Annotated in this window: 21 protein-coding genes; 7 read left to right on the top strand and 14 right to left on the bottom strand. The window is 60.4% G+C overall.

The window, feature by feature from the left end:
• Window positions 1-9: 9 nt before the first annotated feature.
• Window positions 10-294: a WNWW family protein gene (locus LIX15_RS09705; RefSeq protein WP_227773535.1), complete on the bottom strand. Its 285-nt coding sequence runs from the start codon at window positions 292-294 to the stop codon at window positions 10-12.
• 29 nt (window positions 295-323) lie between these two features.
• Between LIX15_RS09705 and LIX15_RS09700 the strand changes: the two genes are divergently transcribed.
• Window positions 324-602, top strand: coding sequence for a hypothetical protein (locus tag LIX15_RS09700; protein WP_227773534.1), 279 nt, complete (start codon window positions 324-326; stop codon window positions 600-602).
• Between the two features lie 13 nt (window positions 603-615).
• Here the strand turns inward: LIX15_RS09700 and LIX15_RS09695 are convergent, their stop codons facing one another.
• Window positions 616-1,230: a DUF7504 family protein gene (locus LIX15_RS09695; protein WP_227773533.1), complete on the bottom strand. Its 615-nt coding sequence runs from the start codon at window positions 1,228-1,230 to the stop codon at window positions 616-618.
• Between the two features lie 184 nt (window positions 1,231-1,414).
• Window positions 1,415-2,683: an AI-2E family transporter gene (locus LIX15_RS09690; RefSeq protein WP_227773532.1), complete on the bottom strand. Its 1,269-nt coding sequence runs from the start codon at window positions 2,681-2,683 to the stop codon at window positions 1,415-1,417.
• 227 nt (window positions 2,684-2,910) lie between these two features.
• Here LIX15_RS09690 and LIX15_RS09685 point away from each other — a divergent pair, with 227 nt between their 5' ends.
• Window positions 2,911-4,020 carry a M24 family metallopeptidase gene (locus LIX15_RS09685; RefSeq protein WP_345412639.1) on the top strand — a complete coding sequence of 370 codons (1,110 nt, stop codon included), beginning with the start codon at window positions 2,911-2,913 and terminating at the stop codon, window positions 4,018-4,020.
• A gap of 78 nt (window positions 4,021-4,098) precedes the next feature.
• On the opposite strand, the gene LIX15_RS09680 is transcribed toward LIX15_RS09685, so the two are convergent.
• The 6 genes from LIX15_RS09680 to LIX15_RS09655 form a co-directional block, all read right to left on the bottom strand.
• Window positions 4,099-4,731 carry a lamin tail domain-containing protein gene (locus LIX15_RS09680; RefSeq protein ID WP_227773530.1) on the bottom strand — a complete coding sequence of 211 codons (633 nt, stop codon included), beginning with the start codon at window positions 4,729-4,731 and terminating at the stop codon, window positions 4,099-4,101.
• Window positions 4,682-4,855: a hypothetical protein gene (locus tag LIX15_RS09675; RefSeq protein WP_227773529.1), complete on the bottom strand. Its 174-nt coding sequence runs from the start codon at window positions 4,853-4,855 to the stop codon at window positions 4,682-4,684. The genes LIX15_RS09680 and LIX15_RS09675 overlap by 50 nt, the downstream gene beginning before the upstream one ends.
• Before the next feature lie 223 nt (window positions 4,856-5,078).
• Window positions 5,079-5,978 (bottom strand): ABC transporter ATP-binding protein, encoded by a 900-nt coding sequence (locus tag LIX15_RS09670; protein ID WP_227773528.1) that lies wholly within the window; start codon window positions 5,976-5,978, stop codon window positions 5,079-5,081.
• The gene (locus LIX15_RS09665) at window positions 5,975-6,784 is read right to left on the bottom strand and encodes an NAD(P)/FAD-dependent oxidoreductase (RefSeq protein WP_227773527.1); all 810 of its coding nucleotides are present in this window, start codon (window positions 6,782-6,784) and stop codon (window positions 5,975-5,977) included. The genes LIX15_RS09670 and LIX15_RS09665 overlap by 4 nt, the downstream gene beginning before the upstream one ends.
• A complete protein-coding gene (locus tag LIX15_RS09660; RefSeq protein ID WP_227773526.1) occupies window positions 6,784-7,875 on the bottom strand; it encodes a FecCD family ABC transporter permease in 1,092 nt (363 codons plus the stop codon). Before LIX15_RS09660 ends, LIX15_RS09665 begins: the two co-directional genes overlap by 1 nt.
• A 416-nt stretch (window positions 7,876-8,291) precedes the next feature.
• Entirely contained in the window at window positions 8,292-9,446 is a 1,155-nt protein-coding gene (locus tag LIX15_RS09655; protein WP_390184930.1) for an ABC transporter substrate-binding protein, read from the bottom strand.
• A 163-nt stretch (window positions 9,447-9,609) separates the two neighbouring features.
• Here LIX15_RS09655 and LIX15_RS09650 point away from each other — a divergent pair, with 163 nt between their 5' ends.
• A complete protein-coding gene (locus LIX15_RS09650) occupies window positions 9,610-10,755 on the top strand; it encodes a hypothetical protein (RefSeq protein WP_227773525.1) in 1,146 nt (381 codons plus the stop codon).
• On the opposite strand, the gene LIX15_RS09645 is transcribed toward LIX15_RS09650, so the two are convergent.
• The gene (locus tag LIX15_RS09645) at window positions 10,721-11,998 is read right to left on the bottom strand and encodes a TIGR00341 family protein (RefSeq protein ID WP_227773524.1); all 1,278 of its coding nucleotides are present in this window, start codon (window positions 11,996-11,998) and stop codon (window positions 10,721-10,723) included. The two genes, LIX15_RS09650 and LIX15_RS09645, sit on opposite strands and share 35 nt — an antisense overlap.
• 30 nt (window positions 11,999-12,028) lie before the next feature.
• A complete protein-coding gene (locus LIX15_RS09640; RefSeq protein WP_227773523.1) occupies window positions 12,029-14,815 on the bottom strand; it encodes a PAS domain S-box protein in 2,787 nt (928 codons plus the stop codon).
• Window positions 14,816-14,894: 79 nt separating this feature from the next.
• On the opposite strand from LIX15_RS09640, the gene LIX15_RS09635 reads away from it, so the two are divergent.
• Window positions 14,895-16,622 (top strand): MutS-related protein, encoded by a 1,728-nt coding sequence (locus tag LIX15_RS09635; protein ID WP_227773522.1) that lies wholly within the window; start codon window positions 14,895-14,897, stop codon window positions 16,620-16,622.
• 31 nt (window positions 16,623-16,653) lie between these two features.
• Here LIX15_RS09635 and LIX15_RS09630 read toward each other — a convergent pair whose 3' ends face one another.
• Window positions 16,654-17,118 (bottom strand): SHOCT domain-containing protein, encoded by a 465-nt coding sequence (locus LIX15_RS09630; RefSeq protein ID WP_227773521.1) that lies wholly within the window; start codon window positions 17,116-17,118, stop codon window positions 16,654-16,656.
• Window positions 17,119-17,271: 153 nt separating this feature from the next.
• Here LIX15_RS09630 and LIX15_RS09625 point away from each other — a divergent pair, with 153 nt between their 5' ends.
• From LIX15_RS09625 to LIX15_RS09615, 3 genes are all read left to right on the top strand, one after another.
• Entirely contained in the window at window positions 17,272-18,606 is a 1,335-nt protein-coding gene (locus tag LIX15_RS09625) for an oxidoreductase (RefSeq protein WP_227776882.1), read from the top strand.
• Window positions 18,607-18,668: 62 nt separating this feature from the next.
• Window positions 18,669-20,546 carry a DEAD/DEAH box helicase gene (locus tag LIX15_RS09620; protein WP_227773520.1) on the top strand — a complete coding sequence of 626 codons (1,878 nt, stop codon included), beginning with the start codon at window positions 18,669-18,671 and terminating at the stop codon, window positions 20,544-20,546.
• A 55-nt stretch (window positions 20,547-20,601) separates the two neighbouring features.
• On the top strand, window positions 20,602-20,829 hold the full coding sequence (locus tag LIX15_RS09615; protein ID WP_227773519.1) for a CDGSH iron-sulfur domain-containing protein: 228 nt from the start codon (window positions 20,602-20,604) through the stop codon (window positions 20,827-20,829).
• A 32-nt stretch (window positions 20,830-20,861) separates the two neighbouring features.
• Here the strand turns inward: LIX15_RS09615 and LIX15_RS09610 are convergent, their stop codons facing one another.
• A complete protein-coding gene (locus LIX15_RS09610) occupies window positions 20,862-22,178 on the bottom strand; it encodes a threonine synthase (protein ID WP_227773518.1) in 1,317 nt (438 codons plus the stop codon).
• The gene (locus tag LIX15_RS09605) at window positions 22,175-22,936 is read right to left on the bottom strand and encodes an HpcH/HpaI aldolase family protein (protein ID WP_227773517.1); all 762 of its coding nucleotides are present in this window, start codon (window positions 22,934-22,936) and stop codon (window positions 22,175-22,177) included. Before LIX15_RS09605 ends, LIX15_RS09610 begins: the two co-directional genes overlap by 4 nt.
• Window positions 22,937-22,990 lie beyond the last annotated feature (54 nt).

Below are 22,990 nucleotides of genomic sequence, written 5' to 3'. Positions count from 1 at the left end.
TCGTGTCGTTTATCGGTTCGTCCGTTCCCACCGAACGATGAGAAATTCCGTGTAGCCGCCGTATGCGATTCCCAACGACCCCATCCACCAGTTCCACTTTTCGGGAAGCGATTGTTCTTTCGGGGCGTCGCTCAGGTTCGAGATGATCGCCTCGGCGGTCAGTTCGACGCCCGCGTCCGCCCGGTAGTCGCCCGAATCGACGAGGTCGCGCGCCTCTCGAACGACCACCCGCCGCGCTCCCTCGGGCGGGTCGAACTCCTCACGCAGTCGTCGGTCGAGTTCCGTCGCGTCCATTTAATATCGTACTCCGCGTCGAACTACCTATGCCGACAGTTTTCGCAGTGGACGAATACGAGGCACAGGAGTACGACGCCGTACTCGTGCAAGAAAACGCCGTGGTCTGCCTTAACGATGACCCACCGCTCGCTCGCGTCATTCCCTTTCAGAAGGTGAACCACGTCGATGCGGATCCCGAACTGCTCTTAACGGACTCCGAAATTCCCGATTCTTTTTTCGGCGGTGCCGAGTACGCTTTCGTGGACATCTCGAAGTTCGAGCGAATCCGACGCCATCTGGAGGAGTTAGAACGAGAACAGTACTGATAACTCGGCCACACTACAACTGCGACCAAGCCGTCGTGATGTCGCGTTTCGGAACGTGCCACCGTTGTTCCGCGATCAGCGCGTCCCGTTTCCGGAGTTCGATACGCGCGTCGAACAAGGGGGATAGTTCCCGGACTATCGGCGACTCATCCGACAGACGAAGATGGACGTGTTCGATGCCGCGAACGCCGCGAACCAACGCCGAAAGATCCCGGAGAAACCGAACCGTTGCGGGACGGTTGTTGGCTCCCAGTATGGGTTCGAGTGAGTCGATACTGACTCTGAGTTCCCCCGGGCCGAGTCCGTCGGTAACGGTGTCGAAGTAGCTGGTTGCGTGCGCGAGTTCGTTCCGCAGGTGTTCGACTTCGCAGTCACGGGTATCGGTGGATTGGCTTTCTGACGGTGTCGAACGATAGGTTCCGCACGATTCGATGATTTGGGTGCTCTCGTCGTTCCGCCGCACATTCGGCGGAAGACTGTGCTCTACGTGTTCGGGTGACGCATCGGTAAACACGAGGAGTCGTTTTCGGTCACGGTGCGGGTCGCCGAGCAGTCGTTGCGTCGCTTGTGCGGTGACGCATTTCGGCACCGCTCCCGTCACCAACAGGGAACAGCCCCGTTGTTTCAACGCTTGTAACGCGGTGTCGAACTCGCGTCCGTTTCCGTTCCGCTATTTCTCCCGCACGAACGGCATCTATACTGATATTTAGACGAATAATAATACTTATAATTTATAAAATATATTATATTTAGAACGTGAAATAGCCGATATTATCGTCCTCTCTCAGACCGTTCCTCTACCGTTCTCTCGGTCAGTTTTCGCCGCTTTTTCCCGACTCTTCCTGTGACTCATCCTGGCTTTCCAGTTCCTCGACGTCTCCCTTTTCCTCGCCCGTCGTTTCACTTCCCTCCCCTTTTCTCCCTTCACCCGTTTCCAACGCTTCGTCTGCTACCGTCCCTTCCTCGGCCTCCGAGTCGGGCACCGAATACTCCGTCGGAGTCGGCTTCCCCTGTATCAGTTCCGGAAGCACGAGACGGTTGAACTGCACGAGTAGAACGAGCAGCAACGGCCCGATGAACAGTCCGTACCACCCGAACAGCAACGGGCCAAAGATATACGCGAACAGCATCAGACCGACGTGTAGATTTCTCCCCCCCGTGTACCGTCTGATGATCGTCTCGGTCGCGACATCCAACACGAGGACAATGCCCACGACGTACGCGAAGGGAAACCAGAGGGAAGCCAATCCGTCGCCGAGCGCACGAACGACGAGCAGTAACGCTATCGGGACGTAGACGAGTTTCGTTCCGATTTGCGGGACGAGGCTAGCAACTCCAGTCAGCAGTCCGAGTAGGGTCGGGAGAGGAATCGCCACCCCCGGCGGGGCAACGAGGTTGGCGAGGTTGTACGCAATCCCGGCGACGACCGCGACGACGAAGGCGTGGAGAATGCTTCCGAAGTACACCGTTTGGAGATCGTCATCAACCGCTTTTCCGTAGCTGTAGGCCGTGCTTCGTTCGTCGGCGATTCGACGGCGGAACCAGCGAACGAGCTTGTCGTCATCCCGCAGAAAGTAAAATGCGAACGCCAGCGCGACGAACAACTGCAAGAGCGTGAGTCCGAACGCGCTCACTGCGTCCGCGACGCCGCCGAGCAGTTCCGTCCCACCGAACCGGGTGAACACGCTTTGGTTCTCGCGCGCGAGGTCGAGTATCCGCTGTGGGCGAACCGTCAGCGATGACAGGTCGAGATACGGCTGGAGGACGCCCTCGTAGCCGGAAAGCGAACGACCTGCGATTTCCGCAACTTCCATCGCGCTGACGGCCACGGCGTAGGCAACCAGTAGGAGGATTGGTAGCGAAACCGCCAGCAGTGACGTGATTGCTGTCACGCCCGGATAGCCCAGTCGCGCTTCCAATCGGTCGTAAACGGGTCGCGCGGAGTAGTACATGAACAGCCCGAGGGCGAACGTCCCCGCGAAGACGTAGAAGACGAACAGCATCACCACTCCCAAAACGAGGCCGATAATCCACCACGCTAGACGTGCGCGCTCGCGCAGCTGCCCTTCCTCTCCGCTCATGCCCCAGAACTACGGTGCTCAACCGTATATGGATCAGGGTCGGTGGGGCAATTCTCTGTTCCGTCGAGTTCAGCGCGGTACTGGTCGCATTTGCCCCGGGTATTTCGCTGTAATCTTCCGTCAAAAACTGTGGGCACAGCGATGGCAGAGGAAATGCCGTCGAACCTTCACACGAACCGCCGAATAAGTGAGATTTTTACGCGCACCCCGCGACAGCATCACCCATGATGGACGCTTTCGCGAAGCGAACCCGTCGCTGTCAACAGCGACTCAGAACGGTCGGTGCCGACGCCGCCGTTCTGTTCCCGAGTACGAACCTCTTCTACGTCTCCGGATTCGAAGAACACCCCGGAGAGCGACACCTCTTCCTGTTCGTTCCGGTTTCCGGCGACCCCGTTTTCGTCGTTCCGGATATGTACGGCGAGCAAATCGCCGATGAGTCGTGGGTGTCTGACATTCGAACGTGGAGCGACGGGGACGACCCTCTCGAACTCGTCGGCGATGTCGTTGACGAGTTCGAGCTTCGTGGAGGACATCTGCTCGCAGACGACACGATGTGGGCACTGTTCACCCAAGACCTCCGGAGCGCGCTTCCGGACGCGACGTTCGGACTCGTCAGCGAAGTTCTCGAACCCCTCCGCATGCGCAAAGACGAAGCGGAAATCGAAGCGCTCCGACGCGCTGGTGAAGTCGCGGACGAGGTTTGCGTCGAGATCCGCGAACTCGGTGAGGAGGCAATCGGCATGACCGAGCGCGAACTGGCGCAGGAAATCGAATCTCGATTGAGCGGTGCGGGCGGCGACGAACCTGCGTTCGACACCATCGTCGGTTCCGGGCCGAACGGGGCGAAACCGCACCACGGTCACGGCGACCGCCAAATCGGGTACGGCGACCCCGTCGTCCTCGATTTCGGCGCGTTCGTGGACGGCTATCCGGGTGACCAGACCAGAACCGTCGTCTTCGCGGGAACGCCGCCCGAGGAGTTCGACCGAGTTCACCGCGCCGTCCGCGAGGCTCAGCAGGCGGGCGTCGAGGCGGTTGAACCCGGCGTCACAGCGGAATCCGTTGACACGGCGACCCGCGAGGTTATCGAATCCTACGGCTACGGCGAGCAGTTCATCCACCGAACCGGCCACGGCGTCGGATTGGACGTTCACGAAGGACCGTACATCGTTTCGGGGAACGACCTGGAACTTCAGTCCGGAATGGTGTTCAGTATCGAACCCGGCGTCTACATCCCCGGCGAGTTCGGCGTTCGAATCGAGGATTTGGTCGTCGTCACCGCGGACGGCTGTGAACGACTGAACGACTCTCCCCGGACGTGGCAGGGATTGTAGGGTACTTTCCAATTTGCTTCGGCGTGAGTTGCACTCCAGCGAGACTAATCCGAAAAATAGCGATGCTGTCTGAATCGGTCAGCAGTCGTTCGCTTCGTCCGTTCCGTCCTCGTCGGTGTTTTGTTCGTCGTCCGTCGAACCGTCGTTCGATTCGTCGTCCGACTCACTGCCGTCAGCGTCGTCTTCGGAATCTTCCGTTGTATCGTCTGATTCGTCTGTGTCTTCTTCAGTATCGTCGGAATCGCCACCGTCCTCCACGTTGTCGCCGTCACCCGTATCGGAATCGTTCGAATCGTCACTGTCACCCGATTCGTCCGTGTCGTCGGAGTCGTCGCTGTTATCCGATTCATCGGTACCGTCTGAGTCATCCGCGTCGTCGGAATCATCCGACTCGCCGTTTCCGGGTGCGGTCTCTCCTTCTTCTCTGTCGTCGCCGGTGCTTTGGCTCGCCGTTATGATGCCGTTTTCATCCCGAAGTTCGACGATGTCCGGTTCGCCGTTGTAGAGGACGTACCCGTCGTATTCGGCGTTGTAGTCGGCATCGATTGTCGTCTCGCTACCCGTTCCGACCGTTATCGACTCTCCCGGTTCGATGCTCGTTCCGCCTGGGAACGGAAACCGCTCGTAGGTGTCACCGAACGAAACTGTCAGTCCCGACAGGTCATACGCCTGTTCCCCCTTCGTTCTCGATAACGACGTACTCCTCTTCATCGTTGATCTCCGTGATGTCGAGGTCGAGTGCGGCGTCTTGTGCGCTTACGAGGTGGAATCCGACTGCGGACGTTAGCAACGCGAGTACCACTACGATTACTGCACCACGTCTTTTTGATTTCATTACTTACTTGTGTAAACGTGTCGGATATTTCAGTCAGATGACTGTAATTATTCTCTCCCGCGGTAATTCCGGCTCGTTCGTGCGATAATCATGCCGCTAATCATATTTATATAATATTGGATAAATATCAAATTATTTAAATTTGAAATATTATAATAATGAGGTGAATGAATTACTGAAATGATTTTCTTTCGAATTTGAATTTATACGGCGGAAACCGAACTTACAGCGGTCGTCGGGGAGTGACGACCGGCCCTTCCGGACCGATTCCGACCGTCGCCTCGACTCCGAATACGTCGGCCAGCAGTTCCTCCGTCACCACTTCGCTCGGTGGCCCCCAGTCGTATGGTTCGCCGTCGCGCAGGGCGACGAGGTTGTTGGCGTAGCGGGCCGCCTGCGAGATGTCGTGGAGAACGATGCCGATGGTCAGGTCTTCTTCGTGCGCGAGGGTTCGGACGACTTCCAGCACGCGAAGCTGATGGCGCAGGTCGAGGTAGGTGGTCGGTTCGTCTAGCAGGAGAACGTCCGTATCCTGTGCCAACACCATCGCAATCCACGCGAGTTGGCGCTGTCCGCCACTGAGACTGCCCATCTCCTCGTCTCTGAGGTGGGTAACCCCGGCGAGTTCCAGCGCGCGTTCTACCGCCTCGTGGTCTTCTTCCGTCTTTGACTCGAAAAAACCGCGGTGCGGATAGCGCCCGTGGTAGGCGAGGTTTTCGACGGTCAGGTTTCCGGGCGACTCGTTCTCCTGCGAGAGCAAGCCGAGTTTTCGGGCCAGCGTTTTGGTTCCGAGCGAATGGACGTCCTCGCCATCGAGCTGCACGACCCCTGATTCGGGGTGGAGTTCGCGGGACATCGCCTTGAGAAGCGTACTCTTTCCGCTTCCGTTCGGACCGACGAAGGCCGTGATTTCGCCCGCCGGGACGATGATGGACTCACATTCGACGATGATTCCTGAGTCGGGGTAGCCGATTTCCAAGTCGCCCCCGCGCAGTTCGCTCGCGGTCCCGGACTTTTGTCTGTCGTTCGTTTTTCCCTCGTTGTCTACTTCCCGCTCGTCTCGTTCTGTGACCATTCCACCGTCGGTCTTTCGCTCTCTGTCGTCGGCCGTTCGTTCGCTCATGGTTCGATTTCCTCCACGTGTTTTCGCACGAGCACTCGCCCGCGCTCCGCTCGCTTTGCTCGCTCCGCGTCGTCCAGCTCCAGCGCGACGTACTCCCGTTTGAGTCGCTCCTTCGTTCGCTTCTCGTCTTCCAGAGTCGCGTCCTCCGGCACGTTTTCCGCGACGAATTCGTCCAGCCACTCCCAGTTCGTCCCGCTGTAGCGACCCTCTTCGACGGTCCAATCGTAGTAGTGGTCGGCAACGTCTTCCCAGAGTCCTTCGTCCTCCTTTCGAACGTCGCGGACGAGCGCCAGCGCAGTCCGCGCGCCGTTGCCCGCGCTGACGATGGCTTGGTGTTCTGCCTCGCCGAGCCATCCCGTAACGTACAGTCCGGAAATTGCGGTTTTCCCGTCGGGTTCAACGTTCTCCAGCTCCGCTTCGAACGAAGACAGATACTCGTCGTCGTACACCGACGCTGCGATCAATCGATTCGCTTCGACCTCTCGCCCATCCTTCGTCGCCACGCGAAAACCGTCGTCGGTTTTCTCGGCGGCGACGACTAGTCCGTCCGTTATCTCCGCCCCCGCGAATTCTGCTTGTTCCTTGCTCAGCGCGAGGAACGTCTCCGGTGGAATGCCGCCGGGAAAGCCGAGGTAGTTCTCCAGATGCACGCACTGGCGAATTGCGGCGCTTCCGCCGTCTATCACCAGCGTATCGAGTCCGTATCGGGCGAGAAACACCGCGGCGGAGAGGCCCGATGCACCGCCTCCGACGACGACGACGTCCCGGGACGTCGTCGGTTTTTCCCCCTGCTCTTTTCCCACCATCAGAGCTCCCCCAGTTTTTGTCGTTTCCGCATGAGATAGAGGAAGTACGGTCCGCCGACCAGTCCGGTGACGATTCCGACCGGAACTTGAATCGGATTGAGCGCGAGTCGCGCGCCTACGTCCGCGCCGACGACCAGCGCGGGACCTGCAAACAGACAGCCGAGAACCAGTTTTCTGTAATCCGTCCCGACGATGTTCCGGACGATGTGCGGGACGATGAGGCCGACGAAGCTGACGATTCCGGCGACGGAAATGGCGGCACTCGCGGCGAGAATCGCCAAAGCGGAGAGCATGAATCGAACCCGCTCGACCGACATCCCGAGCGAGCGAGCGGTTCGCTCGCCGAGAAGGAGGAGGTTCAACTGGCGCGACACCACGAGGGAAACCGGGACGATGAACAGTGTCGGAATCAGGACTGTTCTGACTTGCTCCCAACCGGTTCCCGTGAGCGACCCCGTCGTCCACGCGAGCGCGGTCTGCACCACGCCGATGTCCGGCGCGAAAAAGAACAGGCCGCGCTGGAATGAGTAAAAAATCGTTCCGACGATGAACCCGGCCAGTACGAGCCGGACGGGACTGGTTCCGCCTTTCCACGCGATAGCGTAGACGATGATGAACGCGACGATGCCGCCCAGCGCGGCGAATATCGGGAGAAAGACCGATAGGCCGCTGAAGACGATGAGCGTGAGCAGGACGGCGAAGCCAGCGCCGTGGCTCACGCCGAGGATGTACGGACTCGCCAGTTCGTTGCGCGTTACGGCCTGAAAGATGGCCCCGGAGATGGCGAGATTTGCGCCGACCAGAATTCCGACGAGGACGCGCGGGAGTCGAAGGCTCCAGACGACGGTGGTTTCACTGCTCAAATCCACCGGAATCTCGTTTCCGAGGAGCAGTGCCAGCAACACGTCGGGATTCGTTATCACCTTCGGGTCGAACACCGCTCGCCACGCCTGTTCGAGCGACATCGTGAACGCGCCGAAACTCACTTGCACCAGTCCGCCAATCACGACGATGGCGATGCTGGCAACTACGAGTGCTGTCAGCGCCCCGTCGAACGTCTTGTTTATCTCCTTCTCGAAGTTCTCGCTCATGTATCCTCTCTGTTTGACTCGGCCGAATCGAGTGCCGTCGTTCGCGCACTTTCGATTTCGAGTTCTCGTTCCTGGTTTTAGGTCTCCCTAAACCCCGATAAGAGCTTTGGTTTTCCGCACCGCATCCGAATCCGCTTAATTTTTCGCCCTCGGAGGTAATTCTCCGCTTAATTCGAATTGGCAAGTCAGAAATTATATCAGTGGTCTCCTATCGGTTTCTCCTCGACGAGTACGGATTACGTCGGTCACCTACCCCGCGTTTATTTTTCATCGAGCGTTTGCGTGGTCGCGTCGCTCACTCTTTGCTGCGCAAAAATGGGAGTTGTTTATGATATGGGATGAACGCGAGTGCGATGCCCACCGTACTCGCGTCGTTTGACGTGCGATACACTGACTGCTTTACCGTCGGTTTCGCTTTAGCCGCTGACGATGTCGGCCACCTTCTCGCGGTCGAACAGCGGTTCCGAAACATCGTACACCTGTTTCGCTGCACGGTCGGTGATGACGAGGTTCGTAATCGGCCCCTGATAGAGCGGGCCGCCACGATACACGTCGCCGTTTTTGACTGCCGTGAGTTTGCTCGCCACGTTGTGGTCCTTCATGAACGAGACGACGGTGTTCTGGAACTCCTTCGCACTCTGTTGTTCGTGCCCACGGAGTAGGAGTACGTCGGGGTCGATTTCGAGTAGTGTCTCGTAATCGACCTTCCCGCGGTTGGCGTGGAAATCCTGAACTGAGGTGTTGGCGAGTGCGTCGCGGACTTTTAGGCTTCGCCACTGCTTGAAACTGGTTCCCTCTCCGATGAGGTAGGGAAGGAAGGATTTCGGCTGGTTGCCCGTCGCCCACATGATTGCGACCTCCGGGCGGTCTTCTTTCTTCTTCGGAACGACCGACTCGACGTTCGACTCGAACTCGTCGTGGAGCGACGCAAACTTCTCGTATCGGTCGGTTCGCTGGAACACCTTCGACAACTTCTCGAACGCTTCGTACAGTGAGTAGTACTTGTAATCTTTGTGGAAGTCGTAACTATGCGAGAAGATGCTGTTCCCGAAGAATGGGGCGACTTTCTTTTTGATTTCGTCGATGTCGGACTGGTTCCAGCCATCGAACCGGTTCATGAGGAAGTTCGGGTCGATGACGTGAATGTCGGCGTCCAACTCGTAGAACAACTCCTTGTTCACGCCGTCCGAAGAGAGGTCGCGCATGCCGCTTTTATCGACCGAGACACCCGGAATGTCGTCGTAGTACTGGGTGTGGTATCGACTCGTCAGCCACACCGCTTTCGGCGGTTCGAGCCCGAGCGCGACGCCCATGTCGGCCCAACTGCCGTTGTTGGCGACCCACGTTTTCGGAACGGACTCGAACTCCACTTTGCCGACTGGTTCCATCGATACCGAGTACGGGCCAGACTGCGTCGTCCCGTCACCCGTGCCAGTTCCGTCGGTACTCGTCTGTTTACCTTCGCCGTTACCGTCGGTACACCCGGCAAGCAGTGCCGCGCCAGCGACGCCGCTTCCCGCGATGAATCGTCGCCGGGTGACGGTTTTCGACTCGTCTGCTTCCATACTCATGTTTTAGGCTTACCTAAAGATACGTAAAACTTCCCATTTTTCGGCGGGCCTAAAATGCTCTCTGCGTTTTCCCGATGATTTTTCGTTTCTCCCGCTGAACTTGACGGTCGAATTTCAAATACTCCCCCGTCGTACTGCGTACCGAGAATGGGGAGACGACACGATGGAAAATCAAGGCGACAGAGAGCGACGGCCAGCGACGCGCTCGACGTTCGGCGGACGATTCAGGACCATGGGCAGACGACGCTTCGTTTCGACACTTCTCGGGGCCGGATTTGGTTCGATGGCGACGCTACTCACGCCGGACGACGTGAAAGCGGCGGGTCGGAACGAGGTTCCGCTCGTATACGCGCACGAAAACAACCTTAAGCCGCGAACGACGATGGTTTCAGCGGATTGGTTCGAAGACCTCCGCTCCGCCTTCGACGCCCACCGCAGACTCAACGTGGCTTCAACACCGGGCGTCGTCGGGAGCGCCGTCGTTCCGGGGGAGTTCGGCGGCCGAAACGCCGCGCTCTCGGTCGACGTAACCGGAAGCGAGGTCGGTGGCGCGGTTCCGGAGCACGTCGGCGACGTGGCTGTCGAACTGAACCGCGTCGGATCGACTCCGTCGGGAGCGACCCGCAACGACCGGTCGGATTCGTTCGGTGGGAAACTAGTTCCCGGTGGTGTCAAATGCGGCTCCCGAGACTCCGCCGGAACGCTCGCCCCCGCGATGTACGACGGAACGTCCCCGTTTTTCGCCACCTCAAACCACGTTTTCGGCGGCGATGCCGAACAGCACAGCGGCGAACCGTTCTTCGTCCACGGCGACGGCGATCCGCGGAAGATCGGCGAGGTTCGAAGAGGCTACCAACTCGACGATTTCGTCCGCATCGATCCCACGGGCGGATTTCGACCGACGAACGAGATTTTCGGTGCATCACCGTCCACCGTCGTCGGACAGTTCACGCGCGAGGGGCTTGCCGAACTCAAAGCGCGCGGTGAGAAACTGGAAAAAGTCGCGTTTCGGTCGGGCCACTCCGACGGACAACTCCACGCTATCGACGGACTGACCTGCGCCTACGGAAAGGTGTGCAAGCGCGGTCAACTGAAATGGGGGTCACAGTCGGATTTCACCGACGGCGACAGCGGAAGCGTCAACTACCATACCGACCCGGAAAATCCGGAATCTGGCGTTCTCGTCGGCGGGTTCAACAACGCCCGGACGTGGTGGCCCGGCGAGGATTACATCTGGGGAACGTCGGCCTACCGAATCACGAACCACTACGGTTTTACGTTCTCACCGTTGACCGCTGGCTCTCGGTGAACTCCACTTCGACTATCGTCTGTCCGTCGAGTCGCCCAGCAATTTCGCTCGCAAACCGTTCGGACAACTGCGGATATGGTTCGTTGGTCGGGCGACGGACGACGACGGTGATCTCCTGACTGTTGTCGAGAACTCCCATGTCGTCGAATTCGACCTGTATTTTGACGAGTTCAAGTTGCTGGTACCGGTCTTGTTCGAGTACGGACTGAACCTCCTCGTTGACGGCGTTTTCCGTCTGCATTTGCTTGGTCATCACCAGTCCCGACCCCGAAAGGGCGGCGAGCAGGACGACGGCGGCAACGAGGGTCGGGGCCGCCTTTCGAATCGTCGTTCCTTCGACCGGTCGATAGCCGAGTATATACAGCACGCCACCGCCTGCGGCGTTGATGGAAACCGTGTTCACGACCAGTAGGACGAACGCGCCGAGTGCGATAACTGGCGGCCCCCACGCGAGTCCGATTCCGACCGCTGCCGCCGCGGGGATGAGCGCCGCGGCGATCATGACACCGACGAGCGAAACCGGCAAGGCAGTTGCGAGGCCGAGCGCCCCTGCCGCCCCTGCACACAAACCGACCGCCACCGATAGAAAGCCGGGTGAAATGCGCTGACTTATCTGATTCACCGTCACCACGTTGAGCGACGGCGGGATGAACTGTGCCGATTTCAACGCCCATCCGAAAATCGTCGCGCTGACGATAGCGACGCCCAGCCCAAGAATCTGCGAGCGTAACCCGTCGATAATCATGTGGCGGTCGTTCAGCACGAGGCCGACGCTCGATGTCATCGCCGACCCGACTTGCGGCGCGATGACCATCGACCCGACCACGATGGCGGGCGAGTCGAGCAGGAGTCCGGCGGTGGCGACGATTGCCGAGAGAACGGTCATCGCATAGTACGTCACCGGACTCGGATTCATCCCGAGCGCTTTCGTGCGGATTTCGTCAGTGGCGATGCTGTCGTCCTCGTCGCCACCCTTGACGAACTTGTCCTCTAGTTCCTCGATGTTCGACGTCTGTGCCGTTTCCACGCTTCCGATGACGGTGTAATCGTCGGAGAGACCTGCATCTCGAAGCTCGGAGAGAACCCTGTCAACGGCCTGCGTCGGAAGCGGAAACTGGACGATGGCCGAGTTGTCGCCGTTGCTCTCTTCTCGCGTGAGGACGTAATCGATACGCTCGTCGTCTAAAACGGCGAGAACAGCGTCCCGGCAGTCGTCCGGAACGAGGGCCTGAATGAGACGCATGGCGAAACAACCGACCCGGTAATAAAAACTTCACCGATCGAAGAACGTTCCGAGCAGTTTCGACTGCGCACGTCGCAGATGTTGGTGAAACGTCGGCGGTGACACCCCCAGTGACGCCGCCACGTCTTCGCCCGTGCTGTTTCGCGGCCATTCGAAAAACCCGGCGAGATAGGCGGTCTCCAACGCCGCCCACTGACAGTCGGTCAGCGATTCGTCCAACGTCGTTCGGAACTCCGTCACGGTCGGTTCGGGCTTTTCCCGTTCGCGCTGTGCGACGACGCGCACGTCCGGATACATCTCCCGAATGGTTTCGACCGTCCCCCGAACGTTCGCGGTCGTCGGGAGTTCGACGACCGCCCGCCCGCCGTCCTCGTCTGCTTCCGCGCTCGCAATCGTCGCCCCCCTATCCGCCAGCGCCGTGACGAACGGCGCTCTTTCGTACCGGAGTTCGATGACGCACTCCATTTCGGTTTCGTGGAGAATTCGACTGTCCGCTATTTGCTCAAACTCGGACACCCAGTCGAGAACGTCCGAGGATTGCGCATCCGACACGGTTACGAAGCAAAGGAGCGAGCCGTCCGACGTGAGTGTGGTTCCGAGCAGGCCGAGCTCACATCCGACCTCCTGCGGTAGTTGGACGAAGAGATTGTCCGCGTCCTTCGATTCGATTTCCACCTCGACCACGCAGTCCGAGACGAGCGCCTTTCGACTCTCGATTCCGGCAATCGCGAGTCCGATGGTTTCGCCGAGTTCGGCCAGCACCGCCCGTTCACGCGAATCGAACGCGCCGGTTCGATTCGCGTGAACGACGAGAACGCCGTAACAGGTCTCGTCGTACCGAATCGGGATGGCAGCGAGCGACCGAAAACCCTTATCGAGTGACGCCTCCCGCCACGATTCGAACGTCGGGTCGGTGGCGGTGTCCGCAATGACGACGACGCTTCTCGTTTCTAAAGCCTTCGTCGCCGGTCCGCGACCCTCGTCGTCCGGTCTGATAACCGATTCGAGGTAGCGCTTTCCATCCTCGTCCCCGGCGTGTGCGACCGGATGAACGCTTTTCGAGTTGGCGTCGTACTCGCCGACCCACGTGAACTGATACGGTTCCACCGTCACTAACCGTTCCGCGACCGCGGATTCTATCTCTCCTCGATTCGTCGCTTGCACCAGCGTTCGGTCAACGTCGCGGATAACCGCGTTGATGCGGTTGAGTTCTTCTAACTCCTCGCGGTGCTTTGAGAGCGTCTCTTCGCGCTCGGCCCGGTCGAGTGCCGATTGCACGTTGGCCGCCAGGATTTCCGCTAAATCGTGGACGTGCTCGTCGAGTTCGGTTTCGAACACCGACCCGGCTAAGAAAACACCGTGGTCGGCCAGCGGCAGTATGAGTTCCGTTTCGACTGGCGTTTCCGGGTTGTATCCCCGTGGCTCGTCTTTCAGGTCTTCGAAGACGGTTGCTTCGCCGGATTCGAACACCGACCACGCCAGCGCGCGTTCGGCCTCGAATTCGGGTATTTCGTCCGGTATCTCCTCCGTTTGCTCCGTCACGACGGCGGGCCGAAGGACGCACTCCTCGGGGTCTACGAGATAGATGCCACAGAGCGAGAGGTCGAGTAATTCGCTCGCCGCCGACACCGCTATCTCGCAGATTTCTTCTTTCGTTTCCGCCCGCATCAGGTCGCGCGTCGCCGAGCGAAGCCTATCGAGGTTTCGCTCGCGCTCGTTTCGCTCCGATACGTCCTTAAAAATGGCGTGGAGCACCTGCTGGTCGCCGAACTCCGCTACGTTCGAACTGACTTCCACCGGAATCTCCGTTCCGTCCGGTCGGGCGATTTTGACGCCGGTCGCATCTTTCGTGACGCCGCCGCGTTCCGCGTGTTGGTCGAAGATATGTCGATAGAACGCGCGACGTTCGGCGGGGTGAATCTCCGAGTGGTGCATCCCCACGATTTCGTCCCGCGGGCGTCCGAGGAGGGTTTCGGCGGCCGGATTCGCTTCGACGATGGTGCCCGTTTCCGTGTCGGCGACGAGAAGCGCCTCCGGACTCGTCTCTATCACTTTTCGATAGCGCTCGCGCGACTGTTCGAGTTTCGCTTCGACCCGTTTTCGCTTCGAGATATCGCGGATGATTCCGGTAATCGCTCGCTCACCGTCGTACTCTCCCTCGCGGAACGACAGTGCGACCGGAATTTCGCCCCCGTTTCGATGTTGGGCGGTTGTCTCGACGTACTCCCAATCGACCTGTCGTTCGCCAGTTTCGACGTATCGAGCGAGCGATTTCCGGTATGTCGATTGCAGTCGCTTCGGTATCAGTTCCGTCAACGGGGATCCGACGAGGTCGTCCGGTGCGTAGCCGAAAATACGCTCGACGCCGTCGTTGGCGCACTTGATGATGCCATCCTCGCATATCCTGACGATAGCGTCCGGCATCCCTGCGAGTAGCGCCTCCGTCCGCGACCGCGCGTGTTGATCCCGATATTGCTCGATTGTGCGCTCGATTCGGTGGGTCAACAGCTCCGGTCTGTCGGGCCGAACGCAGTCGGTCGCATCCCCCGCGAGAACGTCAGCGATAACGGTTTCGTCGTCAGTGAGGACGAGAACTGGGAGGTTCGAATCGTGTTTACGAACCGTTTCGAGAGACGACCGCGCATCGTAGTCGGGCGGTGCGTGTTCACAGAGAATACAACCGACCGTTCCGAGGTTGTCGACGATTTCCCGTTCCCCTGTCGCTCGTTCGACATCTCCCGAATTCCCTATCTCGACGTGGCTATCGCCGATATGAAGGATTCGCGCTTCCAATTTGTATTCTGACCTAGAGGGCATAATATTATTATTCGACTCACCGTCTTTATCTTTCGGTCGAACGGGAATCGTTAATACCGACGGGTGTCAGCCGACAGGTATGAGGTTGGAGGATTACTGGGGCGTGGGACCGAAGACGAGCGACCTGCTAGAAACCGAACTCGGGGTCGAACGGGCGATTCAGGCCATCGAAGCGAGTAACGTCCGCGTTCTGTCGAATGCGGGGCTGTCGAGAGGTCGGGCGACTCGGATACTTCGACAGGCCAACGGCGGCGAGGGGATGGCCGTGCTGGCGACCCGGGACACCCGGTCGGTGTACAAATCGCTTCTCGACCTCGCCAGCGACTACGCGGTGACCCCCGACGCTGGCGACCGGATTCGTGTCATGACACCGGTTCGTTCCCCCGAAGAAGCGGCTGACCGACTCGATTCGGTGATGGACGCCGTCACGTCGTGGGACGACCTCTCCGACGTCGAGCGCGAATCGGTTCTCGCCGCGTTCGAACAGTACGACGGAAGCGAACGAACTGCCGTCGAGACAGCCCTCGCACTGCAGACGACCGGAACGACCGAGGGGGCGTTCGCCCCCGTCGCGGACATCGACTCCGACGCGCTCAACGCCGCGGTCGGTGCGGTCGGCAAACTCGACGGCGGCCGGGTTGCCGAGAGTGCGGACGACGAACTCGACCGCCGCCGCAAAGCGTTGACGGCGGTCGAACGACTCGAAAGCGGGGCGATAGACGTTCTCGAAGCGGTACAGTCAGGAAACGTACGAAATCCGGACGAGTTCCGGGAAAGCTACGTCGAACACGTCGCTCACGAAACCGACATTGATCCGCAGCGAATCCGCGATGCGACCGTCGGGGAGGCAAGCGACGCCACCGACTTCGTCGGCGGGTCGCTCCGCGAACTCGTCGCCAAACAGCGAACCGTCGTCGAGCAACGCGAATCGACGGTCGTGGCGGAACTCGAAACCAGAATCGAGGACGCCCGCGACTCCATCGACGCCGCGGTTTCCGCTGTCAACGACCTCGCTGTCTCGCTCTCGCTCGCCAGGTTCGCGGACGAATTTTCCCTCACGCGACCCGAGTTCGTGGACGAGGGATTCGCGGTCGAAGACGCGCGAAACCTGTTTCTCGTCACCGGGACCGGAGACGTTCAACCTGTCACCTACGGAATCGGTGAGCACGGCGTCGCCGGGCCGCCGAAAGGCGATCGGGTTACCGTCCTCACCGGCGCGAACAGCGGCGGGAAAACGACCCTGCTCGAAACGCTCTGTCAGGTCGCCCTGCTGGCCCAGATGGGGCTTCCCGTGCCCGCCGAGCGCGCACAGATTTCGATGTCGGACACCATCGTCTTCCACCGGAGACACGCCAGTTTCAACGCAGGGGTGCTAGAATCCACCCTTCGAAATATCGTCCCGCCGCTCACGAACGACGGACGAACCCTCATGCTCGTGGACGAGTTCGAGGCGATTACGGAGCCCGGAAGCGCGGCCAACCTCCTGCACGGACTCGTCAGCCTGTCGGTAGACCGCGGGGCGCTCGGCGTCTTCGTCACCCACCTCGCGGAGGATTTGAACCCGCTCCCCGACCAAGCCCGCAAGGACGGTATCTTCGCAGAGGGGCTAGACGACGACCTTGAACTGCTCGTGGACTACCAGCCGAGATTCGACACGGTCGGGAAATCGACACCCGAATTCATCGTCTCGCGCCTCATCGCCTCCGCGAACGACCGCAGCGAACGCGCCGGGTACGATATTCTCGGGCGGGCAGTCGGTGAGGCGGCGGTTCAGCAGACGCTGAGTTCGTGGGCCGAAGGGGAGTAGACGTGGTAAAAGTAGTCAAATCGGATTTCGGCTATTCTCGCTCCCGAAGGCGTTCGCGTTCCTCCGCACGAAACCGGTCTTCCACGTCCTCTATCGTTTCGGTTTCCATGAGCCGTTCCAGTTTGCGCTCGAACTGGTCGTCCGTGAGTTCACCGTGGGCGTATCGGTTTCTAAGCGTTTCGAGGGCGTCTCTGTTGTTCGGTTCGGTCGCTTCCGCGGAATCTTCGGACTTCGTCGATTTTCCACTCCCGCCCGACCAGTCCCACATGTCGTCCCACCAGTCGTCGTTCCACATCGCGTCCCACCAGCTTTCGTCCGCTTTCTCGTCCTCGAACAGGAGGGCGACCACCGGAACGATGACCATGTAGCCGAGGAGCATGGCCGCGAGCCACCAGTCTTGCCCGGTGATGAGAGCCACGAGCCAGAATCCCGTGACCACCGTGGACGTGATTTCCGTCGCTTTTTCGTAGAGGCGTTCACGGGGCGTGTCGCTCATGCGTGGTGGTTTACTGCTACTAGTTATAAAGTATCACCTTTGCTATGGTGCCGAACGACCGCGAGTGACAGGGTGGGCAGGCCGCTGGCCTGCCCGCCCGCCGCCACCTCCCCACAAACCTTTACCCCGAAACCCGCCGAAGCCAAACGCAACGTGGCCGAACTGGAAGATCCACTCGAAATCGCGGGCGTCGAACTACCGAATCGACTCTATCGCGCCCCGCTCCTCGAATGCGCTGGTAACGGTCCGGACGCGGTTGACGCCCTGATTCGGGAACTCACACCCGCGGCCGAGTCGGAAGTCGGGCTTATTTGTCAGGGTGCAACCATCGTTCGCGGGGAGGGTGGCTGTGCCGCGCCGGGGATGACGCGGGTTCACGACCCGGCGTTCGTCTCGAAACTAACCCGACTGACGGACGCGATTCACGACCGCGGAAGTCGAATCTTCGTCCAGTTGGAACACGGCGGTCTCCGGAGCATGGAGACGTGGCACGCGGGCTATCGCGCGGAAAATTCCGACTTGCGACAGCTCGCCGTCTCGCGCCCGCCGCCAGTGCTTCGGGCGCTCGACCGCGTTGGATTTCTTTCCTACGACGCGCACGTCCTCGGCACGGCGGAGGTGTACGACCTCGCCGAAGATTTCGGCAGAAGTGCCAGCTACGCCATCGATGCGGGCTACGACGGAATCCACATCGCCGGGGCGAACATGGGCATCGTCCAGCAGTTTCTCTCGCCGTTTTACAACCGCCGAACCGACGAGTTCGGCGGGTCGCTGGCCGAACGAACTCGGTTTCTCGAACTCGTCCACGACGAGATTCGGAGGCGAGTCGGCCCGGACGTGCCGATTATGACGAAGGTGCCCGCCGAAACGACTGCGCCGCGGTTCGTCCGAAAGCACCTTTCGCTTTCCGATGGCGTTCGAATCTGCGATCGACTGACGGCGATCGGATTCGACGCGCTCGTTCCCGTACAGGCCTCCGTGTTCTGGGACGCGAGCATCGTCCGCGGTGCGTTCCCGGCTTGTGCGTGGCGCGACGAGCGATTCCGCGAGGGTTACGCTGACGCGTTCGGAAGCAAAACGCGGGCGGGAATGGTGGCTTTCCTCAACTGGTTTCAGTCCAAAAAGTACGACTTCGACTCGGCGTGGAACCGTCCGTTCACCAGTCGAGTCGCGAGTCGAGTTTCGGTACCGGTTCTCGCGGAAGGCGGCATTCGAAACCGAGACGAAATCGACCGGCTGCTCGGAGGCGGCGACTGCGACGCCGTGGGGATGGGTCGTCCGTTTTACGCGGAACCTCGGCTTCCGGCCCGAATTCTCGGCGAACGGAGCGAAGAATCGAAACGGTCGGCAATCTGTGAGAACTGCAACAACTGTACCGTCCCGCAGGCGACCGGTGCCCGCGGCGTCTGCCGAACCCCGAGCGTCCTCGAAAAACGCGGCGAACTGCGGAAAACGGGTGCTTACGGCGGCGAACAATCCGACGGCTGAGCCGTCCCGATGGGCAACTAGAGTCGTAACGGGTATTCCGCCGGGGAACCAACCGTGAGGCAGTGACCGACGAGGATTACGGAATTTCTGACGTGTACGACGCCGTCGAGGACATCGGGCGTCCGGTGCTCACCGCCGACGAAGTCGCTCGGGTGCTCGGCTGTTCACACGAGGAGGCAAATCGCGTGCTGGAACGCCTCGCCGACGAACGGGAGGTCGTCCGCCTCGACGTGGAACGCGATCCTGTCGTCTGGTTTCCGACCGAGTGGGAGCGGCTGGCCGACCGGGAACGAATCGTCGTCTTTCCGAAACGGCGGGAAATCGTCGCCGACCAGCCGCGACAATTCACGCGGGCGCAACTCTCTCAGTTCGCGCACCTGACGGATACAACCCGCGAGGGTGGCTACAGCTATCGAATTCGACAGGAGGACATCTGGTCTGCGCCCTACGACTCGCTCGACGATTTGATGCGAACCGTCCGGCAGGTGCTTCCGGAGCCATCGCCAGACATAGAGCAGTTCATCGAACAGCAGTGGAAACGCGCAAAGCAGTTCCGACTCTACACGCATGAGGACGATTACGTGGTTCTCGAAGCCGCGAGCGACGACCTGATGGGAAACGTCGCCCGGCAGAAACTGGACGACAGTCATCTGCGCGCCCCGCTTTCAGACGACGAGAGCTGGGTCGCCGAGGAGAAGGTCGCCGAGGTCAAACGAATCCTCTACGAGGCGGGGTACCCGGTGCAGGACGAGCGAGATTTGGAGACCGGCGACGAACTGGCCATCGACTGCTCGCTCTCCCTGCGCGACTATCAGCGCGAATGGGTTGAGGAGTTTATCGACCTGAAATCCGGCGTTCTCGTCGGCCCGCCGGGAAGCGGAAAGACGGTCGCCGCGATGGGCGTTATGGAAGCCGTTTCGGGTGAAACCCTGATTCTAGTGCCGAGCAGGGAACTCGCCGGACAGTGGCGCGACGAACTACTGGCTCACACTTCTCTCTCCCCCGAACAGGTCGGCGAGTACCACGGCGGCGAGAAAAACGTTCGCCCCGTGACGATTGCGACCTACCAAACCGCCGGGATGGACAGGCATCGCCAACTGTTCGACCAGCGACGGTGGGGACTCATCGTGTACGATGAATGTCAGCACATTCCCTCCCGGGTCTTTCGGCGGAGCGCGAACCTTCAGAGCAAGCATCGCTTGGGACTGTCAGCGACACCCGTCCGCGAAGATGACAAGGAAAAGGACATTTTCACGCTCATCGGGCCGCCCATCGGTACTGACTGGGACGCCCTGTTCGAGGCCGGTTTCGTCGCCGAACCCGAGGTCGAAATCCGGTACGTCGGCTGGGACGACGAGACGTATCACGGCGACTACGCCAACGCGGGCCAGCGCGGCAAGCGCCAGATAGCCGCGTCGAACCCCGCGAAGGTTGACGAAATCCGGTACCTGCTGGCCGAACACCCCGCCGCGAAAGCCCTGATATTCGTGGAGTATCTGGAACAGGGCGACGATATTTCCGACGCGCTCTCCGTTCCGTTCATCAGCGGCCAGATGCCGCATCCGGAGCGCGAACGACACCTGCAGGCGTTCCGTGACGGGCGTCTCGACACCCTCGTCGTCTCCCGCGTCGGCGACGAAGGAATCGACTTGCCCGATGCCGAACTCGCAATCGTCGCGTCGGGACTCGGCGGGTCGCGGCGGCAGGGCGCCCAGCGCGCAGGGCGAACCATGCGCCCCGCCGGACGCGCCCGAATGTACGTGCTGGCGACCCGCGGCACACGCGAGGAGGAGTTCGCTCGCCAACAGTTGCGTCACCTCGCGTCGAAGGGAATCCGGATTCAGGAATCGGTCGCTGAGGAGACGATTGTCGAGGAAAGAGCCGCTGAAGAAACTCTTTCCGAGGAGACGGTCACGGATAAAACGACTCTAGACGAATAATTCTCGGAACCTGATCCACGCCGAAGTTGAAGTGTCGAGGGCGACAATCCCGTCCATGGCCCGCGAAGTCAGACACACCGCGACCAGTCCGCGGATAATCGATGAGGACGATATCGACGCCGAGAAGGGTGACATCGCAATTTGTCTCTGCGGACTGTCGGCGGCGTATCCGTTCTGCGACGGGTCGCACCAAGCGACCCACGACGAGGAGTCCGGCAGAGTGTACCGCTACGAAGACGGTGAACGCCGCGAAATCGAGGAACTGGTTTTCGCCGACGAATAACGACGCCTTGCGACCGGCCGCACCCGAGCCAGCTACGCGTCCGAAACGAGCGACCGAACGCGTCCTGCGAGTTCGGAAAGCGGAACCGACCGCGGAGCAGTCGGCGATGCCGACTGCTCCCGGAACCCCGTCCCGGTTGCAACTGCGACGACGCGCTCGTCCTGCGAAATCTCTCCGGACTTCGAAAGGTGACGAATCCCCGCCAGTGTGGTCGCGGCGGCGGGTTCGACGCAGAGACCCGCACGGCGAGCGAACTGCCGTTTCGCGTCGAGAATCGCACCGTCGGACACTGACAGCACCGCACCGCCGATTTCACGAACCGCGGCGAGGACGCGGTTGCCGCTGGGAGGGTCGGAGTTGGCGATGGAGTACGCGATAGTGTCCCCGCCCTCGACGGAGCGAACTTCGTCGGCATCGGCACGAAACGCCCGCGCAATCGGGTCGCAGGCGGCGGCCTGCACGAAGTACAGTCGCGGAGCCGAGTCGAGTAGGTTCGCCTCGCGGAGTTCTCGGAGCGCCTTCCAGATGGCGCTGGCGTGACCGCCGCTGCTGACCGGCGCGACGATTGCGTCGGGAGAATCGGACGAATCCGCCGATTCGCCCGATTCCGAAACCTGAATTCCGGGGCCGGAGCCGTCGAACGGAGACCCCGCGGGGTCTCCGTGAGCGGTCGCAAACGCCTCGCAGATTTCGTACGCCGTGGTTTTCTGGCCCGCCACGCGATACGGCGTATCGGAGTTGACGAACCGAACGCCTGGCAGTTCCAAACTGTCGTAGTAAAGTTTCCCGTACGCTCCCTCGACCTGCACGAGTTCCGGGTCGTACTGGTCGATGTGTCCGAGGCGCTCCGTCGGAATGTCGTCGGGCACGAGCACGAGGCAGCTCACACCAGCGCTGGCCGACATCGCGGCCATGCTCATCGCCATATTTCCGTGCGAGACGGTGCCGACCCAACTGCCATTCGCATCTGCACCTACGCTCGATTCGAGGGTGTGGGCGACGCCCACCGCACTGCCGCGGTCTTTGAACGTCCCCGTCGGATTGGCGCTCTCGTCTTTGACCCACAACCTGCATCCGGCGTACTCGTCCAATCGCTCGGTTCGAGCGAGAGGTGTTCCGCCCACCGCCGCCCCGACGCCTGGTAGCGGTTCCGTCGGAAGCAAATCGGCGTAGCGCCAGAGTCCGGATGTTGGTTCCTGTTTCGGTTCCAATTCCGACTCCGATCTCGTCCGTACGAATGCTGGCCACGAAAAGCCGGTCGCGTCGGTTTTCAGCCACAGCGGTTCGCCACATGCGCAGCGCGCGCCGTTTTCCGTCTCGTTGCCGCACCGATAGCAGACGAGGGTCATCGAGGCAGTTCCTCGTACCCTTGCTTTGCGCGTTTTGCGCCGTCCATTAGATAGTCAGCGTCGATGCCGACGACCTGAAAGTCGAAGCCGATTTCAGCCCATTTCTCCACGTCTGTCGGGTCGAGTGCGATGGTTCCGACCGAGGTGTCGGATTCTCCGACGGCGTCCAAAACAGCGGAAATCTCGGTGTCGAGGGAGTCGGTTTCACCGAACCGTCCTATGGATGCGGAGAGGTCTGCCGGGCCGACGAACAAGGCATCGACGCCATCCACCGCCGCAATCGAACCGGCGTGTCCGACGCCTTTTGCGGATTCTATCTGCACCATCACGAGTAGTTCGTCGTTCGCGCGTTCGAAATACTCCTCCAGTTCGAGTCCGTACTTCGCGGCCCGCGACCCGGCGACGCCTCGCTCCCCTTCCGGCGGGTAGCGTGTCGCTCTGACCACTGCACGGGCCTGTTCCGCCGTTTCGATCATCGGAACGATAACACCGGAAACACCGGTGTCGAGAACGCGTTTGATTCGAGTCGGATCGTCATCGGGCAGGCGGACGACTGGTTTCGTTTCGCCGCTTGCCGCATCCACCGCCCGCGCCAGGTTTTCGACGGTTTCGAGCGACATGGAGGAGTGTTCGGCGTCGAGGACGACGAAGTCAAATCCGAGTTCGGCACTCATCTCCGCGACGGCCGGATGGCCGATTGTTACCCACGTCCCAACAACGGAGTCGCCCGCCCGCACTGCCTGCCTGAGTTCACTCATGCTTCATCGAATGCTCGGGAGACAAAAATAGCTATTCGGTTAGTGGTGTGGGTT

This window comes from Haladaptatus pallidirubidus (genome assembly GCF_020700235.1).
Classification (GTDB): domain Archaea; phylum Halobacteriota; class Halobacteria; order Halobacteriales; family Haladaptataceae; genus Haladaptatus; species Haladaptatus pallidirubidus.
Note: the sequence above shows the minus strand (reverse complement) of the source record. Positions and strands in the feature narration are given on the sequence as shown.

What these genes read in the sequence shown, in the direction of transcription:
- LIX15_RS09705 (WP_227773535.1), bottom strand. Translation starts at nt 294, where the DNA reads ATGGACGCGACGGAACTCGACCGACGACTGCGTGAGGAGTTCGACCCG.
- LIX15_RS09700 (WP_227773534.1), top strand. Translation starts at nt 324, where the DNA reads ATGCCGACAGTTTTCGCAGTGGACGAATACGAGGCACAGGAGTACGAC.
- LIX15_RS09690 (WP_227773532.1), bottom strand. Translation starts at nt 2,683, where the DNA reads ATGAGCGGAGAGGAAGGGCAGCTGCGCGAGCGCGCACGTCTAGCGTGG.
- LIX15_RS09685 (WP_345412639.1), top strand. Translation starts at nt 2,911, where the DNA reads ATGGACGCTTTCGCGAAGCGAACCCGTCGCTGTCAACAGCGACTCAGA.
- LIX15_RS09680 (WP_227773530.1), bottom strand. Translation starts at nt 4,731, where the DNA reads ATGAAGAGGAGTACGTCGTTATCGAGAACGAAGGGGGAACAGGCGTAT.
- LIX15_RS09675 (WP_227773529.1), bottom strand. Translation starts at nt 4,855, where the DNA reads ATGAAATCAAAAAGACGTGGTGCAGTAATCGTAGTGGTACTCGCGTTG.
- LIX15_RS09670 (WP_227773528.1), bottom strand. Translation starts at nt 5,978, where the DNA reads ATGAGCGAACGAACGGCCGACGACAGAGAGCGAAAGACCGACGGTGGA.
- LIX15_RS09665 (WP_227773527.1), bottom strand. Translation starts at nt 6,784, where the DNA reads ATGGTGGGAAAAGAGCAGGGGGAAAAACCGACGACGTCCCGGGACGTC.
- LIX15_RS09660 (WP_227773526.1), bottom strand. Translation starts at nt 7,875, where the DNA reads ATGAGCGAGAACTTCGAGAAGGAGATAAACAAGACGTTCGACGGGGCG.
- LIX15_RS09655 (WP_390184930.1), bottom strand. Translation starts at nt 9,446, where the DNA reads ATGAGTATGGAAGCAGACGAGTCGAAAACCGTCACCCGGCGACGATTC.
- LIX15_RS09650 (WP_227773525.1), top strand. Translation starts at nt 9,610, where the DNA reads ATGGAAAATCAAGGCGACAGAGAGCGACGGCCAGCGACGCGCTCGACG.
- LIX15_RS09645 (WP_227773524.1), bottom strand. Translation starts at nt 11,998, where the DNA reads ATGCGTCTCATTCAGGCCCTCGTTCCGGACGACTGCCGGGACGCTGTT.
- LIX15_RS09640 (WP_227773523.1), bottom strand. Translation starts at nt 14,815, where the DNA reads ATGCCCTCTAGGTCAGAATACAAATTGGAAGCGCGAATCCTTCATATC.
- LIX15_RS09635 (WP_227773522.1), top strand. Translation starts at nt 14,895, where the DNA reads ATGAGGTTGGAGGATTACTGGGGCGTGGGACCGAAGACGAGCGACCTG.
- LIX15_RS09630 (WP_227773521.1), bottom strand. Translation starts at nt 17,118, where the DNA reads ATGAGCGACACGCCCCGTGAACGCCTCTACGAAAAAGCGACGGAAATC.
- LIX15_RS09615 (WP_227773519.1), top strand. Translation starts at nt 20,602, where the DNA reads ATGGCCCGCGAAGTCAGACACACCGCGACCAGTCCGCGGATAATCGAT.
- LIX15_RS09610 (WP_227773518.1), bottom strand. Translation starts at nt 22,178, where the DNA reads ATGACCCTCGTCTGCTATCGGTGCGGCAACGAGACGGAAAACGGCGCG.
- LIX15_RS09605 (WP_227773517.1), bottom strand. Translation starts at nt 22,936, where the DNA reads ATGAGTGAACTCAGGCAGGCAGTGCGGGCGGGCGACTCCGTTGTTGGG.